The organism is Halorubrum marinum, assembly GCF_048381195.1.
Classification (GTDB): Archaea; Halobacteriota; Halobacteria; order Halobacteriales; family Haloferacaceae; genus Halorubrum.
On record NZ_JBLWMM010000001.1, the window covers coordinates 59,022 to 74,873 of the forward strand.

At 67.2% G+C, this 15,852-nt stretch carries 20 protein-coding genes; 9 read left to right on the top strand and 11 right to left on the bottom strand.

Annotated features, from left to right (window positions below; translation table 11 throughout):
* Window positions 1–15 precede the first annotated feature (15 nt).
* Entirely contained in the window at window positions 16–351 is a 336-nt protein-coding gene (locus tag ACNSN4_RS00285; RefSeq protein WP_418283771.1) for a DUF5789 family protein, read from the bottom strand.
* 132 nt (window positions 352–483) lie between these two features.
* On the opposite strand from ACNSN4_RS00285, the gene ACNSN4_RS00290 reads away from it, so the two are divergent.
* Entirely contained in the window at window positions 484–1,248 is a 765-nt protein-coding gene (locus ACNSN4_RS00290) for a creatininase family protein (RefSeq protein WP_418283772.1), read from the top strand.
* Window positions 1,249–1,265: 17 nt separating this feature from the next.
* Here ACNSN4_RS00290 and ACNSN4_RS00295 read toward each other — a convergent pair whose 3' ends face one another.
* Window positions 1,266–1,694: a DUF5790 family protein gene (locus ACNSN4_RS00295; protein WP_418283773.1), complete on the bottom strand. Its 429-nt coding sequence runs from the start codon at window positions 1,692–1,694 to the stop codon at window positions 1,266–1,268.
* 222 nt (window positions 1,695–1,916) lie between these two features.
* On the opposite strand from ACNSN4_RS00295, the gene ACNSN4_RS00300 reads away from it, so the two are divergent.
* Window positions 1,917–2,384 (top strand): hypothetical protein, encoded by a 468-nt coding sequence (locus ACNSN4_RS00300; protein WP_418283774.1) that lies wholly within the window; start codon window positions 1,917–1,919, stop codon window positions 2,382–2,384.
* A 190-nt stretch (window positions 2,385–2,574) separates the two neighbouring features.
* Window positions 2,575–3,855 carry an RNA-guided endonuclease InsQ/TnpB family protein gene (locus ACNSN4_RS00305; protein WP_418283775.1) on the top strand — a complete coding sequence of 427 codons (1,281 nt, stop codon included), beginning with the start codon at window positions 2,575–2,577 and terminating at the stop codon, window positions 3,853–3,855.
* 66 nt (window positions 3,856–3,921) lie between these two features.
* On the opposite strand, the gene ACNSN4_RS00310 is transcribed toward ACNSN4_RS00305, so the two are convergent.
* The 4 genes from ACNSN4_RS00310 to ACNSN4_RS00325 form a co-directional block, all read right to left on the bottom strand.
* Entirely contained in the window at window positions 3,922–4,077 is a 156-nt protein-coding gene (locus tag ACNSN4_RS00310) for a hypothetical protein (protein WP_418283776.1), read from the bottom strand.
* 114 nt (window positions 4,078–4,191) lie between these two features.
* Window positions 4,192–4,998, bottom strand: a complete 807-nt coding sequence (locus ACNSN4_RS00315) for an aldo/keto reductase (RefSeq protein ID WP_418283777.1) — start codon at window positions 4,996–4,998, stop codon at window positions 4,192–4,194.
* A 137-nt stretch (window positions 4,999–5,135) separates the two neighbouring features.
* Entirely contained in the window at window positions 5,136–6,194 is a 1,059-nt protein-coding gene (ahbB, locus tag ACNSN4_RS00320; RefSeq protein WP_418283778.1) for a siroheme decarboxylase subunit beta, read from the bottom strand.
* Window positions 6,195–6,286: 92 nt separating this feature from the next.
* The gene (locus tag ACNSN4_RS00325; protein WP_418283779.1) at window positions 6,287–6,445 is read right to left on the bottom strand and encodes a DUF7317 family protein; all 159 of its coding nucleotides are present in this window, start codon (window positions 6,443–6,445) and stop codon (window positions 6,287–6,289) included.
* 311 nt (window positions 6,446–6,756) lie between these two features.
* Between ACNSN4_RS00325 and ACNSN4_RS00330 the strand changes: the two genes are divergently transcribed.
* Window positions 6,757–7,857, top strand: coding sequence for an anthranilate phosphoribosyltransferase (locus ACNSN4_RS00330; protein ID WP_418283780.1), 1,101 nt, complete (start codon window positions 6,757–6,759; stop codon window positions 7,855–7,857).
* Between the two features lie 167 nt (window positions 7,858–8,024).
* Window positions 8,025–8,174, top strand: a complete 150-nt coding sequence (locus ACNSN4_RS00335) for a DUF7563 family protein (RefSeq protein ID WP_170938266.1) — start codon at window positions 8,025–8,027, stop codon at window positions 8,172–8,174.
* Between the two features lie 90 nt (window positions 8,175–8,264).
* Here ACNSN4_RS00335 and ACNSN4_RS00340 read toward each other — a convergent pair whose 3' ends face one another.
* From ACNSN4_RS00340 to ACNSN4_RS00355, 4 genes are all read right to left on the bottom strand, one after another.
* Complete coding sequence (locus ACNSN4_RS00340; protein ID WP_418283781.1) at window positions 8,265–9,098, bottom strand: NAD+ synthase; 834 nt, start codon at window positions 9,096–9,098, stop codon at window positions 8,265–8,267.
* 92 nt (window positions 9,099–9,190) lie between these two features.
* Window positions 9,191–10,309 carry a hypothetical protein gene (locus ACNSN4_RS00345; protein WP_418283782.1) on the bottom strand — a complete coding sequence of 373 codons (1,119 nt, stop codon included), beginning with the start codon at window positions 10,307–10,309 and terminating at the stop codon, window positions 9,191–9,193.
* An 84-nt stretch (window positions 10,310–10,393) separates the two neighbouring features.
* Entirely contained in the window at window positions 10,394–11,050 is a 657-nt protein-coding gene (locus ACNSN4_RS00350) for an NUDIX hydrolase (RefSeq protein WP_418283783.1), read from the bottom strand.
* Window positions 11,047–11,430, bottom strand: coding sequence for a hypothetical protein (locus tag ACNSN4_RS00355; RefSeq protein WP_418283784.1), 384 nt, complete (start codon window positions 11,428–11,430; stop codon window positions 11,047–11,049). The genes ACNSN4_RS00350 and ACNSN4_RS00355 overlap by 4 nt, the downstream gene beginning before the upstream one ends.
* 100 nt (window positions 11,431–11,530) lie before the next feature.
* Between ACNSN4_RS00355 and ACNSN4_RS00360 the strand changes: the two genes are divergently transcribed.
* From ACNSN4_RS00360 to ACNSN4_RS00375, 4 genes are all read left to right on the top strand, one after another.
* Window positions 11,531–12,523: a DUF5787 family protein gene (locus ACNSN4_RS00360; RefSeq protein WP_418283785.1), complete on the top strand. Its 993-nt coding sequence runs from the start codon at window positions 11,531–11,533 to the stop codon at window positions 12,521–12,523.
* Between the two features lie 71 nt (window positions 12,524–12,594).
* Window positions 12,595–13,002, top strand: coding sequence for a CBS domain-containing protein (locus tag ACNSN4_RS00365; protein ID WP_418283786.1), 408 nt, complete (start codon window positions 12,595–12,597; stop codon window positions 13,000–13,002).
* 109 nt (window positions 13,003–13,111) lie between these two features.
* Entirely contained in the window at window positions 13,112–14,488 is a 1,377-nt protein-coding gene (locus tag ACNSN4_RS00370; protein WP_418283787.1) for an LLM class flavin-dependent oxidoreductase, read from the top strand.
* Window positions 14,489–14,792: 304 nt separating this feature from the next.
* The gene (locus ACNSN4_RS00375) at window positions 14,793–15,167 is read left to right on the top strand and encodes a tautomerase family protein (protein ID WP_418283788.1); all 375 of its coding nucleotides are present in this window, start codon (window positions 14,793–14,795) and stop codon (window positions 15,165–15,167) included.
* A gap of 16 nt (window positions 15,168–15,183) precedes the next feature.
* Here the strand turns inward: ACNSN4_RS00375 and ACNSN4_RS00380 are convergent, their stop codons facing one another.
* A complete protein-coding gene (locus ACNSN4_RS00380; RefSeq protein ID WP_418283789.1) occupies window positions 15,184–15,657 on the bottom strand; it encodes a deoxyuridine 5'-triphosphate nucleotidohydrolase in 474 nt (157 codons plus the stop codon).
* Between the last annotated feature and the right edge of the window lie 195 nt (window positions 15,658–15,852).

Below are 15,852 nucleotides of genomic sequence, written 5' to 3' on the forward strand. Positions count from 1 at the left end.
CGGCGGCTCGCCGCCTCAGACCGACAGCTGACTCCAGTCGCCGACCGCGGTTCCCTCGTCCTCTTCGCACGTCCCCTCCGTTCCGTCCGCGGCACCGCTCCTCGCCTCGTCGCTTACCCCCTCCACGATTGCGTCCCGCACCTCCCAGGGCTCGGTGAACCGTGACGCTTCGCACGCTCGCAGCGCGGATTCGACGCTCTCGGTGCCGGTCGGCGTTTCCAGCTCGAACCCGCCGTACTGCTCGGCCAGTTCAGCGACGGTCACCGGGTACCGGTGCTCTCTGAGCGCCCGCTTCAGCGCCCCGAACGTGACCCCGCACGCCCGCGTGTGTTCCTCGTTCTCAGTCGCCATGACGACCAACTTATCGGCGAGGGAATTAATTCCAACGGCCGCCGCCCGATTTGGAGGCCGCCGTTCGGCTCGGACGTCGTCGCCCGGCTCGGCGACCGCCGCCTATACGGCGCGTCCCGCCATTGACCCGGTATGCACCTCGCGGACGCCACTTGGACCGACGTGCGTGACGCCGACGTCGACGTCGCGTTCGTTCCCGTCGGTAGCACCGAACAGCACGGCCCGCACGCGCCTCTCGGGACCGACACCCTCGACGCGGTCGCCGTCGCGGAGGCGGGCGCGGCGGCGTACTCGGCCGAACCATCGACCGCCGCCGCCGAGTCGACGCTCGACGAGGTCGCCGTCACCCCCCCGATCCCGATAGGCGTCGCCGAGGAGCACCGGGCGTTCGACGGGACGATGTGGGTCTCGCCCGAGACGTTCCGGTCGTACGTCCGCGAAGCGGCCGAATCCCTCCCGAATCACGGCATCGACCGGGTCGTGTTCGTCAACGGTCACGGCGGCAACGTGGAGGCGCTCGCGGAGGTCGCGCGCCGATTCTCGCGGGACCCCTCTCACGCGGGCTACGCGGTCGCGTTCACGTGGTTCGACACGGTCGGCGAGCACGCGAGCGACATGGGTCACGCTGGCCCGCTGGAGACGGCGCTGTTGCGCGCGACACGCCCCGACCTCGTGCGTGAGGACCGGATCGACGAGGCCGCCGCCGACGCGGCCGAGCGCTGGGGGGAGTGGGTCTCCGGGGTGAACCTCGCGCACGACAGCGACGAGTTCACGGCGAACGGCGTGGTCGGCGATCCGACCGCGGGCGACGCCGAGCGCGGCGAGGAGCTGCTGGGCCTCGCGAGCGACGCGCTCGCGGAGCTCGCTACCGCGGTCGTCGCTCGGGAGTCAACTTAAAAGGAACGCGCCGACGGCTACTCCTCGTCTGCGTCGTCGTCCTCGCTCTCGCTCGCCTCCGCCGCGTCCTGGAGCGCGCCGCGGATCGCTGGCACGGCACCCGTGAGCGAGGCGACCTCTTCGGCCGCGGTCTCGATGTCTCCGACGAGCGACTCCAGATCCTCGATTTCTTCTTTTAAATCGTCGGCGTCCTCGAAGGCGTCTGCGCGCTCACCGAGCACGTACGCCTTCTTCGCCGAGCGGACGCTGTCGAGCGCGTCGCCGACGTCGAGGGCGGATTTCAGCCCGTTGAGCGCCCCGAGCACGTTGTCCGCGTCCGTCTCCCAAACCGCATCCGGATCAGGAAGCTCCGCGCGGGCGGCCGCGAGGTGCTCTTCGACCTCCGCGCGGGTCTCCGCCGCCGCCTCGCCGAACAGGTCGTCGTCGTCGAACGTGGACTGGCCCATACCCGACCTGTCGTCCCGACACCTTTTAAAAACGCGCCCGAAAGCGAAAGTGAAACCTCTGGGCAGGCGGCGTGACCTGTCCGTCCGGCGCGGGTGGGCGTTCAGTTCCGCCTCGACGGTCGGTGGGGTGCCGTACAGGTCCTGTGCATCGATCCGGTGTATCGATCCGGTGCGATCGGCCGTGCGCCCTTTTATCAGTGACCCGCTCCTCGACCCGCTCACATGCCCTCCACTAGCCGACGCGCCCTCCTCGCCGGTGCGGTCGGCGGCCTCGCCGCGGCGATCGGTGGCGGCGTCGCCGTCCAGCAGTACGCGACTCGGAACCACCTCAGATTTCGGCCGCTATCGACGGAAAACGACTCCGATGAGCCGGTTAACGTAGCGGTCTCGGTCATCGACGAGTCCGGCGACCGTGACGACACGGTTCACGAGGTCGCGCTCGCTCCGACCGGGGACGACGGCGCGTCGGCCGTCCTCCGCGGTCCCTCCGTCTCGTATCCGGCGCCGTACGCGATCCGTGCGCGACGAACGGACGGCAGCGGGAGTGCGACCGACCTCTCCCTGTCGAACGCCGCGATCGTCGGTCGACTCCCCGAGGTCGCCTGGGGCTCGGAGCACGTCTCGTTGGCCGTTGTCGTCGAACCCGACGGGACCCTCTCGGCCCGAGTTGAGCCGCGATCGTCGGAGTGAGCGTCGGGGTGGGCCGCGCGTCTCCGTCGACCTTCGACCGAGTTACGGAGAGTCGAGGAGAACGCCTCGCGCTTTAGCGCGTGGATGAATCCGACACTACCCTTCACAGTCCATCGTTCGATGGCACGGCTGGATATTCCACGCTGCTCCAATGGACACCTTCAAGTAATTTTATCTACATAGGTTACATATGGCGAAACAGGTCGTTACTCGTACCTACACTGCTTCCATACGGAACCAGTCGCGGGTACGAGACGACCTTGATTCGCTCGGGTTTGCCGCCTCGAAACTCTGGAACGTCGGCCGATGGACGTGTAGTCGGATCTGGGATGAAATTGATCACATCCCTAACCACAACGAACTCACCACGTACCTCAAAACCCACGAACGCTATGATGACTTACATTCTCAGTCAAGTCAGCGAGTCCTTCAAGAACTCGCTGAGGCGTTCAACGGTTGGTACGGCAACCGACGCAACGGAGATACAAAAGCGAACCCGCCCGGCTACCGCAAACACGGCGACGAACACCCGCGTTCCACAGTCACATTCAAGCAGAAAGGCTTCAAACTCGACACTCAGTACGACCGAGTTCGACTCTCACAGGGATCAAACCTGAAAGAACATTGGTCGGATTTCGTCCTGTGCAAGTACCAGACTCGCCCCGACGTTGACCTCTCCACAGTGGAGAACGTCCAACAAGTCAAGATTGTGTGGACAGGCGACGAGTGGGAGATCCACTTCGTCTGCAAGGTCGAGATCGACGTGGCTGAAGCCCCCGGTGAGAAGACGGTGGGTGTTGATCTCGGTATCAACAACTTCGCCGCGCTCGCGTATGAAGACGGCCACAGCGAGTTGTACCCACTTAACTGTTTGAAACAGGACGACTACTACTTCAGCAAGCGAATCGCTCGGTGTGACAACTCGGACTCCGAGCAGGCCACGCGGTTGAACCAGAAGAAGTCGGCCCGCCGCACACACTACTTCCACACGCTCTCGAAACACATCGTTCAGCGATGTGTTGAGGAGGAAATTGGAACGATTGTGGTGGGCGATCTCTCCGGCATCCGTGAGGATGAGGAGAACGGTGAGTCAAAAGACTGGGGCACGAACGGTAATCTCGAGCTACACTCGTGGGCGTTCGACCGCTTCACCGATCTGCTCGAATACAAAGCGGAGATGGAAGGCATCACGGTCGAGCACGTGTCTGAGCGGGATACCTCGAAGTCGTGTTCGTGCTGTGGCCAGACGCGTGATGCGAATCGTGTTGAACGCGGACTGTATGTCTGCGATGAGTGCGGTACAGTGGCGAATGCAGATGTGAACGGCGCTGAGAACATTCGGCAAAAAGTATCTCCGAGTTCACCGAATCTCTCGGTGAATAGGAGTAACGGCTGGTTGGCACAGCCATCGACGTTCTTGTTTGACAAGGAAACTGGCGCGTTCGCGCCTCAAGAACAGGTTACGTCGTAAACCACAATATCCCAACCCAGCGGTGCGGTGCCGTGGGAATCCTCGCCCTTCAGCGCGGGGAGGATGTCAAAGTCGGAGCATCAACTCGACCGTGAACAGCACCACGAGCAGCGTCAAGGTCCCGGCCAGCGCGATGAGTGTCCATAGCCACTCGGTCACCCGATCTGCGCTCGGCGTCGCAACGAGCAGGGTCGGCCGGTCTCTGGAATCGGAGGCGGTCACGCTCGACTCACGCTTGGCCGATTCTCGCCGCGCAACGTAAACTCGACTATGTGGCAGATATAGCGCCCTACGCGCCTTATTAGTGCTATATATCTCCACTACCCTGTCGACGTTTCACGCCCGATTCCACGGGGCCTCCGCGAAGTCGACGACGCGCTCGCCGCGGTCGAGACCGTCGATCCGTTCGATATCGGCGTCGTCGAGAGCGAGCTCCCGCGCCGCCCAGTTCGCTTCAACGTGCTCGGGAGTGGCTGCCTTCGGGATCGGCGCGACACGGTCTTTCGAGAGCAGCCACGCGAGGCTCACCTGCGCGGGACTCGCGTCGTACGCCTCGCCGATCTCTCGGAGGAGATCCACGTCGGCGACGCGGTTCCGCGCGATGGGGGAGTAGGCTACGAGCCAGTGATCGTCGTCGACCGCACGCTCGCGAAGCTCGCGCTGCTGGAGGAGCGGGTGGCACTCGACCTGATGAGCGAACACGTCGTGGTCGAGCCGGTCGATCGCCTCGGCCAGCTGGTCCGGCTCGAAGTTCGAGAGGCCGATCCGGTCTATGACGCCGTCGTCGACGAGGTCGTCCAGCGCGGGCAGCGTCTCTGCCGGATCGTACGTGTCGATCGGCCAGTGGACGTACAGCAGATCGATCGAGTCGACGCCGAGGCGCTCGCGGCTCTCCTCGGCGGTCGCGATCGCGTCCTCGTACGAGAGGTTATCCGTCGAGAGCTTCGTCGCGACGAACAGCTCGTCGCGGTCGACGTCGGTCCGGTCGATCCCGGCCGCCACCGACGCCTCGTTGTCGTACCCCTGTGCCGTGTCGACGTGTCGGTATCCCGTCTCGATCGCGTGAGCGACGCCAGCGGCGCACTCCTCGCCGTCGTCGAGCCTGTATGTCCCGTAGCCGAGTCGGTCGAACGCGTCTGTCATATGCGGTGGTTCGACCGCCGTCGGCGTAAAAGGGATCGGCCTGTCGACCGCGTCGAGGGAGACGTTCCGCCTCGTCTCCTTCGACGTCGTCTCGACGGTCGACTTCGTCGCCGCCACGGCGGACGACTGATCGCCGGTCAGCGCTCGTCGGCGACGAGCGACTCGTACCCCGCGCCGGTCTGTTTCAGCGTCTCCGTCGAGTAGAGTCGCTCGTGCTCGAACGGGAGGTGCTCGGCCGCCAGCTCGTCGATCTTCGCGTCGACCGCCTCGGCCTCGCGGCCGTGGATCATCGTGAACATGTTGTACTCCCAGTCTTGATCCGGGCGGCGCGGGCGGTGGTAACACAGCGTGACGTACGGGAGGCTCCCGACCGCTTCGCCGCGCTCGTCCAACTCGTCGTCCGGGACGTTCCAGACGACCATGCAGTTGCTCGTGAACCCGGTGACGATGTGATTGACGACGCAGCCGATCCGCTTGATACAGCCGTCGGCGAGCAGCCGCTCGACCGCGGCGAGTACGTCGTCGAGAGGGGCGTCGATCTCGGCCGCGATGTCGGCGTAGGGGGTCGCCGACAGCGGGAAGCCGTCTTGGATCGCCAAGAGGAGGTCGGCCTCCACCGAACTCAGATCGCCACGGGCGTCTTCCGAGATGCGGGTGGCGGAAACGTCAGTTTCTTCGAGAGACTCGCGCGCGAACCGGTCCCTATTGACCACGGGAAACTCCAGATCGATGTAGTAATCGGTCAACATCGGGAGGTTCAGCACCGCACAGCCGGTTCGCTCCTCGATCTCGGCGAGTATCTCGTCGCGTCGCTCTCGGGAGCCCGCGGTGACGACGAACCACTGGTTCCACTCGTGATCGCGCCGGTAGTTGTGATTCACCTGCCGGTAGCCGTTGATTATCTCGGCGATCTCGTCGAATCGGTCCTCGGGCGCACGCACCGCCGCGAGCGTCGACGAACCGATAACCGGAGGGTTAAGCACCGCGCCGAACCGTCGGAACACGCCACGCTCTCGGAGGCTGCGAACGCGGTCGAGAATCTCGTCGGCGTCGACCTCGACGCCCGTCTCGGCCGCGATCTCCCGGGCGACCCGCTCGAACGGGCGCGGTTCGACGGGGAAGCCGCTCTGGTACTCGTCGATGAGCGCGGCGTCGACCGCGTCGATTCCGGCCCGCCAGTCGGCGTCCAGACTCATTACTCGGATAAGGGGACGGAGGTATCTACGGGTTTCGACACCCGGTCTCGGAGACGGCCTCCTCGAAGGGGTCCGAGGGTGTTCGCGGAGGACTACTCGTCAGCAGAGGACTTCTCCGGCGTCGGCGAGAACGCCCGCGCGCTCGCTTCCAACTGCGCCGCGGAGCAGCCGCCGACGGTCGCGGCCTGTTCGAGGGTCAACGTGCGGGCGCGATACAGCGTGAGTGCGGTGGCGACGGATTTGGACGTCATCGGGTACGTCTCTCTCATAGATGGACGAGTATATAATTCTGTCGCGTATTCAGCTCGATTATGATACTCGAACGAGATAGAAGTAGCTACTCATGAAGATAACAAGAACTTAATTGAAAGAATGTCCACTACTAGTATGTGATCTGTTCTCATGATCGCGACGCAATCGAGCCGACGCCCCCGCTATCCGGCTCGCGCGCGGTCACCCCCGCCGCGCTCCTCCGCTGCTGTTCTCTGTCGGGCCGCTCTGCTGTTCCCGCCGTCCGGGAGCCGAGCGAGGGACTTTTCGTTCGGAAGGCCGAACGACGCGTATGGCTCAGGCGACCCAGGAGTTCGGCGAGTGGCCCCTCAAGCGGTTGATGACCGAGGTCTGCGGCTCCGGCCACAAGTCGGCCGACGACCTGACGCGCGCGCAGGCGACCGAGGCGTTCGAGCGAATCCTCGCGGACGAGCCCGACCCGACGACGCTCGGGGCGTTCTGGCTCGCGAACCGCTGGAAGCGGAACACGGCCGAAGAGTTGGGCGCGTACGTCGACGTGATGTGCGAGCGCGTCGACTACGCCGAACCCGACTGCGACCCCGTCGACTGCGGCGCGAACTACGACGGTAAGGGGCGCACCGCGATCTTGGGCGTCGCGGCGGGCGTCGTCGCGGCCGCCGCGGGCACCCCGATAGTCGTTCACTCCGGCGACCGCGTCCCCACGCAGAAGCAGGACGCGTACAAACACGTCCTCGACGAACTGGGCGTCGCGACTGAGCTGACGCCCCGGGACTCCGCCGACATGGTCGACGAGACCGGCTTCGGCTTCTACTACCAGCCCGCGTTCAACCCCGCGATCGACGACCTGTTCGACCGCCGCGACCAGATGGGCGTCCGGACGTTCGTTAACACGATCGAGACGCTGGCGAACCCCGCCGGTGCCTCGGTCCACCTCGGCTCCTTCTATCACCTCGCGTTCGCGAAGAAGGTCGTCGACACGTTCGTCGAGAGCGAGTTCCACGGTCTCGACAGGGTGCTGATGTTCCAGGGAATGGAGGGGTACGACGACGTTCGCCCCGGCTACACGAAGGTCGCCGAGTGGACCGCAGCCGATGAGGACGACGCGGGAGACGCCGGCAGCGATGGAGCGAGCTTCACCGACTTCGAGATCGAGACCGCCGACTACGGGATGGACCTCGAAGAGGACGACCTCGCGGTCGACGACGTCGCCGTCGAGTCCGCTCGCATTACGGAAGACGTGCTCGCCGGCGAGCGGGACGACGCCTTCGCGGACGCGGTCGCGGTCAACGCCGCGCTCCGGATCTACGCCCGCGAGGACGCCGACTCTATCGAAGCCGGACTAGAGACGGCTCGCGAGGCGATCGACGACGGCTCCGCGCTCGCGGTGCTCGAAGCGCTGCAGGCGTTCTGAGGGCGATACGCCCCCCGACGCTCGACTCGCCTCGGCCGTCGTCTGAGACTTTTTGGAGGAATTTCGGACTGAGTTCGGAAAGCCCACTTAGGTGCTCGTGACCAACTATCGCATGCAGAGACCCACCATGTTACACGACCACACGCAACACGAGGTGCTCACCGACGATGCCGACGTGTGAACACTGCGACGCGCACGTCTCGGACCGGTTCGCCCGCGTGTTCTCGGACGCGCGCGGCCGGATCCACGCCTGCCCGAACTGCTCGGCGAACGCCGGTATCGCGGAGGTCACGAAACAACGGGCGCACGACGCCTGAAAACGGACTCAGCCGGGGCTTCCGCCGTTTCGCGTCCGCTTCTATGCCGTCGTGCTGCCGTCCGCCGACCCGACCTGCCTGCGGTCGACCCTACCGGTCCGGAGCCGGGGGCATCGCTCGCTTGTGAGCGCTGCGCTCGGACAGCTCGACCACCCGATCGACCGCCTCCGCGGGCACGTCGAGCTCCCGCACCGTCGCGGACCGGGAGAGTCCGCCGTCGACGTGGACCGCGAGGACGGCGTCGACGGTGTCGTAGTCGAGGCCGAGCTCCGCCGCGTCGGTCTGCCCCTCCCACATCCCGGCGGTCGGTTCCTGCATCACGAGGTCGCGGGGCACGCCGACGTGTGCGGCCAGCTGCCGGACCTGCTGTTTGTACAGATTCCCGATCGGGTTGCAGTCCACGGCCTGATCGCCGTACTTCGTGTAGTACCCCGTCATCGCCTCCGCGCGGTTCCCCGTCCCGAGAACGATCCGATTCTCCGCGTTGGCGACGAAGTAGTTCAGGACGGCTCGGGTCCGGACGTACACGTTCCCTTTCGCCATCTGGCTCTCTGCCGCCTCCGGGAACGCCCCGAAGAACCGCTCCGCGATCGGTTGGATCTCCACCACGTCGTACTCGATCCCGAGGTCGTCGGCGACGCGCTCGGCGTCGCTCATCACGTCCGGATCGTTCACCTCGGCGGGCATCGTGATCCCGCGGAGACCGTCCTCGCCGAGCGCTTCGACGGCGAGGTAAGCAGTCAGCGTCGAGTCGATCCCCCCCGAGAGCCCAAGGACGGCTCCCTCCGCGCCCGCGTCGTCGACGAGGTCCGCGATGAACGCGACGATTCGCTCGCGGGTCGCCGCCAGTTCCTCATCCGACAGGCGGAGGTCGAGCGGGGGGTCGTCCGACAGCAACACCGACTGCTCCGTATGCTGGCTCATGAACGACGTGAGGTACCGAGACGACTAATACCTCCCCGTCGCGCTGCCGAACTGGACGCGCGTCTGATTCCGACGCTTCGACAGCCACGATGTCACGTCGTGTCCCGCTCGCGTGCGGCGTCGAGTCGGCGGCGGAACCGGACGAGGTGCGTGGTACGGAGCCCGCCGTGAACCGCGATCGAGGACCCGAACGCGATCGTCCCGAGCTTCCCGCCGGAACCCGCGAGGAACGGCGACGTGTAGACGACGATCACCCCGACGAGGGCCCCGGCGAGCGCGACCCACCGTTCGTCCGGAAGCCGACCCGTGCCGCTCATCCCCGCGAACGACGCTCCGAAGGCGGCCGCCGCGGGGAGCGTCCCCTCCGGACCCAGCGCGAGGGGAAAGCCGGTCCCAGCGACGACGCCGACGAGGCCGGACGCGGCCACGGCGCTCCCGCCGACGCGGACGTGCAGCGAGAACGTGATGACCGCTGCGATCACGGCCGTGACGACGACGAGGAGCACCGTCTCCCGGCCGGGGATCGCCGCGGTCGGGAACGGCCGGGCCGTGGCGGCCGCGGTGAACGTGACGCCGACGAAGGCGGTCGTTCCGAGTTTTCCTCCGACGCCGTGGTACACCGGCCGGGCCGCGAGGAACAGGACGGCTGCGACCCCGGCGGCGGCGGTCGTCGCGACGTAGGTGTCGAACAGCGCGGGCGACGTCATCCCGACGAACGCGCCGCAGTACGCCGGTACGGCCCGGGTCGGTGCGAGGACCGCGGCCGTCACACCGACCGCTCCAGCCCCGACGACGGGCGTGACCCCGGCTTCGACTGCGAGCCCGTACGTCGAGATCGCTCCGATGACGACGGCGATCGGGATCGCCACGAGATCGCGCGCCTCCACCAGCGAGGGGCGGAGGACGCCGCCCTCGCTCCCGCGAGCGAGCGCCGCACGGAGGGCCGACCACTCCGCGCGGGCCCCGACGACGACCGCGGCGGCAGTGACGGTCAGGACTGCGGCGACGAGCGCTGTGAGCGGCGTCCCAGCGTCGGACGTGGCCGCGCCGGCGGCGCCGAGCGCAACGAGGACGACCGCCGGAACCGACAGCGCGAGGAACCCTGCGACCGTCTCGGAGCCGACGTGGACGGGGGGGACGTCGTCGGGCGCGGTCCTGGCGTCGTCGCCGGGCGCGGTCGTCGCGGGGGCACCCGCCGGCTCGTCGCTCATGGCCTCGGATCGCGTCTGCGACGTATTGGTCGCTTCGGCCGAGGCTCGGGCCGTACGGTCCTCTCGGCGGGCCGCTTCGGACAACTACAGCAGACCGTCGCGGTCGGCCAGTAACAAGCCCTCCAGCGTCGCGTCGTTCGTCGGCGGCTCGCGGGCGACCTCCAGCGCCTCGTCGATCGGGACCGTCCGCGGGACGAGGAACTCGTTGCTGTCGTGGTCGACGTCGACCGGCTCCAGTCCCTCGGCGAACACGTACCCGCGCGTGTGACGCAACACGCCGGTCGAACACCACACCTCCTGGAGGAGCGACGTCGACGACGGCGCGAAGCCGGTCTCCTCGGCGAGCTCGCGCGCACCTGCCGCGGTGTACGATTCGCCGGGTTCGACGATCCCCGCGGGAAGCTCCAGTTGGGTGTTCCGGACGGTCGGGCGGTACTGCTCGACGAACAGCACTCGGTCGTCGGCGACCGCGATCACGACGGTCGCGGGCGGAAGCTCCGCCCAGTAGTACTTCTTCTCCGAGCCGTCCGGCTGCTCGACGCGGTCGTATCCGCCGACGAACCAGCCGGGGTCGTACTCGACGGCGACCTCCCGAACCGGCCACTCCGGCTCGCCGGGCAGCGAGTGGAGTCGCCCGTCTGCAAAAGCGGGGAGGTCGCGGAGGTCGCGGGCCGGTTCGCGGTCGGTCGGCCTCTCGTCTACCGACCCGTTTTCTGTCGGGTCGTCCGCTGTTCCGGTCACGGCTGCACCACCTCCACGTAATACGTCCCGCCGTCGTAGCTCACGCGGACCCCGTCGCCGTCGCGGGCCTCCGGAACCTGCTGGGTGAGCGCGTCGACCTCGTCGAACGGCGTGTGGGTGAACCACTCTTTCATCCCGTACGGTCCCAGCTGATACCCCTCCGAGCGCCCGTCACCGGTCGTGAGCGCCCCGATCAGGTACGGATACCGCCGCTCGGAGACGTTGTTCACGTCGACCGCGGTCTGGTCCGTCTCGATCGGCTCGGCGGTGAGATAGTACGGGTCGCCGCTACCGAGATAGCTCGGGAGGGCACCCAACGCGAGCAGGGCGACGATGACCAGCCCGATTGCGATGAGGAGGTTTCGGGTGACCGGGCGCATGGTTGGCGTTGGTGCCGCCGGGGAATACCGGTTTCGCCCGCGGCGGCTCCGGCGGCGAGTTCGCCGATGCGCTTTACCCGCCAGCGTCCCACGCTCGTTCATGGAATACCGGTTCGAGCTGGCGTTGTGCGCCGCGCTCGAATCACCCGATAGGGTCGTCGCTCGGCAGCTCGGAGCCGGGATCACGAACCCGGGCGGGCGGATCGTCGACGTCTGCGTGCTGACCCCCGGGCCCGAGTTCGATCGGCGGGCGGCGATCACGCCCGATCGCATCCCGGCCCCCGCTATCGAGGCCGACGTGGGGTCGGGTGCAGCGGTTCCCGTCGCTGACGCGTTCGATCTTCCGCCGAGCCGCGCCGCCGCCGTCGTCGACCGCGCGGTCGACATCGGCTATCTCGAACGCGAGCGACACGGCGGTAGGCCCGTCGTTCGCGCGACCGCACGGTATCCGACCGACTGGATCGGCTCGCTGGCGGCGATCGAGAACAAGCCCGACCTCGGCACGCCCGGTGATCTGGCGGCGCAACTGCGGTACGACGTCGCGCTCGGTCTGTTCGACGAGGTGGTGCTCGCGACCGCCTCGTACGTCACCCGCGCACATCTCAACCGGATACCCGACCCGGTCGGCGTCTGGCGGTTCGATCCCGAGACCGGCGAGCGCGAGGTCGTCCGGGAGCCGACGCCGCTCGACCCCGACGACCCCGGCACCGAGATCCGCGAGGAACGCGGACTCCGCACCGACGTTGCGCTCGTCGCCCCGGACGCGAAGGCCCGGAAGCGCCGGCGGATCGCCGAGCGCGCCTACGGGAAGGGGTGGCGTCCGTCTCTCCCCGACTGCGCGCACGCGACCGCGACGGACGACGGTCGGCCGTACTGCGCGCACTTCGAGCGGGTCGTCGACCCGGGGCGGGAGTGCGGCGCGGGCTGTGACGCGTGTGAGCCCGCGACCGGGCGTGGCGACACTCCGGGGCCTGAGCGCGATACCGTTCCACCGACCGAGCGCGACCGCCTCCGCGACGAGCGAACCGCGTGGGTAGCCGACCCGGATGGAGTGGGTCCGCGCCGGCAGTCGGGGCTCTCGCGGTTCCTGTGAGCGGCGTTTCCGTGAGCGGGGTCGCGTTACGCGTGGCAACGCTTTATACGTCGACGGCGGAACGTACGGGTATGGACGACATCGATGACGTGTTCGTCGCACGCCTGATGACGAGCGAGCTTCACACCGTGACGCCCGACACTTTGGTCGAGGACGCGGCGGCCGTACTGCTCGACAACGACATCAGCTCGGCGCTGGTCGTCGACGACGACGGCGACCTCGTCGGTATCCTCACCTCGACGGACTTCGTCGACATCGTCGCCAAGAGCCAGCCGAAAGCGGAGACGACCGTCGAGCGATACATGACGCCGGACCCGATCACCGCGGGCGCGCAGGACTCCGTCGCCGCGGTCGCCGCCACGATGGTCGAGCACGGCTTCCACCACGTCCCCGTCGTCGACGGCGACGCGCCGATCGGGATCATCACGACCTCCGACTTCGCGGCGTACGTCTCCGCTCCCGAGACGGTGTCGCAGTAGGGGGCGGGGGTCCTCCCGTCGAGGCTCGACGAGCCTCGACGCGTCCCCGACGCCGTCAAGTGCCGCCCCTTTCTGTGGGGTATTACCCCCGGATCGCCTACCGTCGGCTATGTCCGACCACCTGCACCTCAACCTCTTCACCATGGCTTCCGTCGAGCACGTCTCGCCGGGGTCGTGGACCTACCCCGGCGACCGGTCCCCGGAGTACGCCGACCGCGAGTACTGGACCGAGGTCGCCCGAACCGCCGAGCGCGGCGGCTTCGACGCGGTCTTCTTCGCCGACGTCCGCGGGGTGTACGACGTGTACGGCGACGACCGCGACACGGCCGTCGAGAAGGCGGTGCAGACGCCCGCGAGCGACCCGCAGCTCGTGGTCCCCGCGATGGCGGAAGTCACGGACGAGCTCGGCTTCGCCGTGACCCGCTCGACGACGTACACCCACCCCTATCAGCTCGCGCGGGAGTTCTCCACGCTCGATCACCTCACGGACGGACGGATCGCGATCAACGTCGTCACCTCCTATCTGCAGTCGGCCGCGGAGAACCTCGGACTCGACGAGCGGATGGACAAGGAGACGCGGTACGACCGCGCCGACGAGTTCCTCGACGTCTGTTACAAGCTGTGGGAGGAGTCGTGGGACGACGACGCGGTCGAAATCGACCGCGAATCGGGCCGGTACACGGACCCGGAGAAGGTACACGCGATCGGCCACGAGGGCGAGCACTTCTCCGTGCCCGGCCCGCACGGCTGTGAACCGTCTCCGCAGCGGACCCCGGTGGTGTATCAGGCCGGATCCTCCGACCGCGGGCGCGAGTTCGCGGCCGCGAACGCCGAAGCGGTCTTCGCTAGCCAACCGACGGAGGAAGGCGTCCGCGAGTACGTGACGGACGTGAAATCTCGGGCGGCCGACCACGGGCGCGACCCGGAAAGTCTCCGCTTCTTCATCGGCGTCGTCCCGATCGTCGGTGAGACGCAGGCGCTCGCGGAGGCGAAACACGAGGAGTACACACGCCACGTCGACGTCGAGGCGACGCTCGCGCTGCTCTCGGGGTTCCTCGACATGGATCTCTCGGAGCTCGATCCCGATCAGAAAGTCGAACACATCGAGACGGACGCCATTCAGGGCACGATGAACGCGTTCACGAAGTCCCAGCCGAACCGCGACTGGACCGTCCGCGAGGTCGCGGAGTTCTGCGGGCTCGGCACCACGTCGCCGACGATCGTCGGCACGCCCGAACACGTCGCCGACGAACTCCAGTACTGGCACGAGGCGGTCGGCGTCCACGGGTTCAACGTGAAGGAGGTCGTTCGCCCCGACTCGTTGACTGACTTCGTCGACCTCGTCGTCCCCGAGTTGCGCGAGCGCGGTCTGGTTCCGGACCCGACTGCTGCGGCCCACGAGGGAAACTCGGGAAGCACCCTTCGCGAGCGGCTTCTCGGGCCCGGTCAGCCCCGGCTCCGAGACGATCATCCGGCCAGACAGTAGGCGGATCAGGGTCCGTCTTCCCGGATCGAGGCCTTCCGCGCACCCGTGTCTTGTGAAGACGTTGCCGCTTTCTAATACGAGAACTCTGCCGCCCCCGGCACGCTTAAGTGGATTCCAGCGCTCATAACGCGTGACGCTTCGCTTGGAGGGCCGAAGCGTCAGCGGGGACCTACTGAACGCTGCGCCGTGCCACCTTTTCCCGGCACGGCGGGGCGTTCGTTTCCTTTCGAATCCGAGCCGCTGCGCCGCCGCTGAACCCGTCGTTCGCCGACAGGCCCAAGACCTCGTCGCGCGACCGTCCGGTATGCCCCTGTTACAGTTCGCGACGACGCTGTCGCTGTCGCCGTCGGAGCGCGAGTCGCTCATCGCGTTCGTCACCGACCGATACACCGACGAGATGGAGACGACGGCCGGGCACGTCGCGGTGACCATCGCCGAGCACGAGCCGTCGGCGATGGCGATCGGTCGAGGCGTCGACGGCCCGCTGTGTTTCCTCGACGCCGAGATACGCGACGGCCGCCCGTTCGAGTACAAGCGGGCGTTCGCGGTCGCCGTGATGGAGCACGCGGTCGCGGAGCTCGGCGTTCCGGAGCCGAACGTGAAGGTCGTGTTCACCGAGCACGCGGGCGAGAACATGATGGGACTCGACCGCGTCGGCGGCGACTGGGAGCGCGAGTGACGGCGGCGGCGTCTCCTTAGAGCCCTTCGCCCTGATACGCCCCGTCGTACGTCCCCTCGTGGTCGGCGCGAGCGAACACCATCTGGGCGATCCGCGCGCCGGGCTCGATTTCGACGGCGTGGCCGACGTCGAGTCGCCCCTCTCCGACGCCCTCGTAGCCCGCGTCCCACACGGCGGTGTCGAGCGTACAGGAGTTCCGCAGCAGCGTCGAGCGCGGGAGCACGAAGCCGATCCGGCCCTCCGGGATTCGGACCGGTTCGCCGTAGCGGACCACGTACGTACCGGGACCGAGCCGATAGCGTCCGTCGTCGGCCGTGAGCTCCGTGCGCTCGGCGACGCGTTTCTCGTCTCGCCCCACGAACCCCGGTTCGGCCTGTTCGAACACCGCTCCGAGCGTGAGGTCGACGCCGTTGGGCTGTCGCTGTTCGCTATCGAGGGCGGCGCCGCCCGCTTCGAGTGCCGCCGCGACCGACGCGCCTGAGTCAAACATATCCGCCCGAATCCGCGGGCGAGACTAAACGGTGTCGCCACGGCGATCGCGACGGCGGCCGCCGCGCGTCCGAATCGGTTACCTCTCGTAATATAGCCGATATCGGTCGTTTCGACCCTTTATGATCCTTAAATACTCGTTACGATCTTCTGTGTCATGGTAATTGATACCATCCGATTATCGCCTCAATAGTTG

Excerpts from the sequence above, each read along its gene's own strand:
- ahbB (WP_418283778.1), bottom strand. The coding sequence starts at position 6,194 with ATGAGTCTGGACGCCGACTGGCGGGCCGGAATCGACGCGGTCGACGCC.
- ACNSN4_RS00360 (WP_418283785.1), top strand. The coding sequence starts at position 11,531 with ATGGAATACCGGTTCGAGCTGGCGTTGTGCGCCGCGCTCGAATCACCC.
- ACNSN4_RS00295 (WP_418283773.1), bottom strand. The coding sequence starts at position 1,694 with ATGGGCCAGTCCACGTTCGACGACGACGACCTGTTCGGCGAGGCGGCG.
- ACNSN4_RS00315 (WP_418283777.1), bottom strand. The coding sequence starts at position 4,998 with ATGACAGACGCGTTCGACCGACTCGGCTACGGGACATACAGGCTCGAC.
- ACNSN4_RS00345 (WP_418283782.1), bottom strand. The coding sequence starts at position 10,309 with ATGAGCGACGAGCCGGCGGGTGCCCCCGCGACGACCGCGCCCGGCGAC.
- ACNSN4_RS00305 (WP_418283775.1), top strand. The coding sequence starts at position 2,575 with ATGGCGAAACAGGTCGTTACTCGTACCTACACTGCTTCCATACGGAAC.
- ACNSN4_RS00370 (WP_418283787.1), top strand. The coding sequence starts at position 13,112 with ATGTCCGACCACCTGCACCTCAACCTCTTCACCATGGCTTCCGTCGAG.
- ACNSN4_RS00380 (WP_418283789.1), bottom strand. The coding sequence starts at position 15,657 with ATGTTTGACTCAGGCGCGTCGGTCGCGGCGGCACTCGAAGCGGGCGGC.
- ACNSN4_RS00290 (WP_418283772.1), top strand. The coding sequence starts at position 484 with ATGCACCTCGCGGACGCCACTTGGACCGACGTGCGTGACGCCGACGTC.
- ACNSN4_RS00365 (WP_418283786.1), top strand. The coding sequence starts at position 12,595 with ATGGACGACATCGATGACGTGTTCGTCGCACGCCTGATGACGAGCGAG.
- ACNSN4_RS00325 (WP_418283779.1), bottom strand. The coding sequence starts at position 6,445 with ATGACGTCCAAATCCGTCGCCACCGCACTCACGCTGTATCGCGCCCGC.
- ACNSN4_RS00375 (WP_418283788.1), top strand. The coding sequence starts at position 14,793 with ATGCCCCTGTTACAGTTCGCGACGACGCTGTCGCTGTCGCCGTCGGAG.
- ACNSN4_RS00335 (WP_170938266.1), top strand. The coding sequence starts at position 8,025 with ATGCCGACGTGTGAACACTGCGACGCGCACGTCTCGGACCGGTTCGCC.
- ACNSN4_RS00355 (WP_418283784.1), bottom strand. The coding sequence starts at position 11,430 with ATGCGCCCGGTCACCCGAAACCTCCTCATCGCAATCGGGCTGGTCATC.
- ACNSN4_RS00330 (WP_418283780.1), top strand. The coding sequence starts at position 6,757 with ATGGCTCAGGCGACCCAGGAGTTCGGCGAGTGGCCCCTCAAGCGGTTG.
- ACNSN4_RS00340 (WP_418283781.1), bottom strand. The coding sequence starts at position 9,098 with ATGAGCCAGCATACGGAGCAGTCGGTGTTGCTGTCGGACGACCCCCCG.
- ACNSN4_RS00285 (WP_418283771.1), bottom strand. The coding sequence starts at position 351 with ATGGCGACTGAGAACGAGGAACACACGCGGGCGTGCGGGGTCACGTTC.
- ACNSN4_RS00300 (WP_418283774.1), top strand. The coding sequence starts at position 1,917 with ATGCCCTCCACTAGCCGACGCGCCCTCCTCGCCGGTGCGGTCGGCGGC.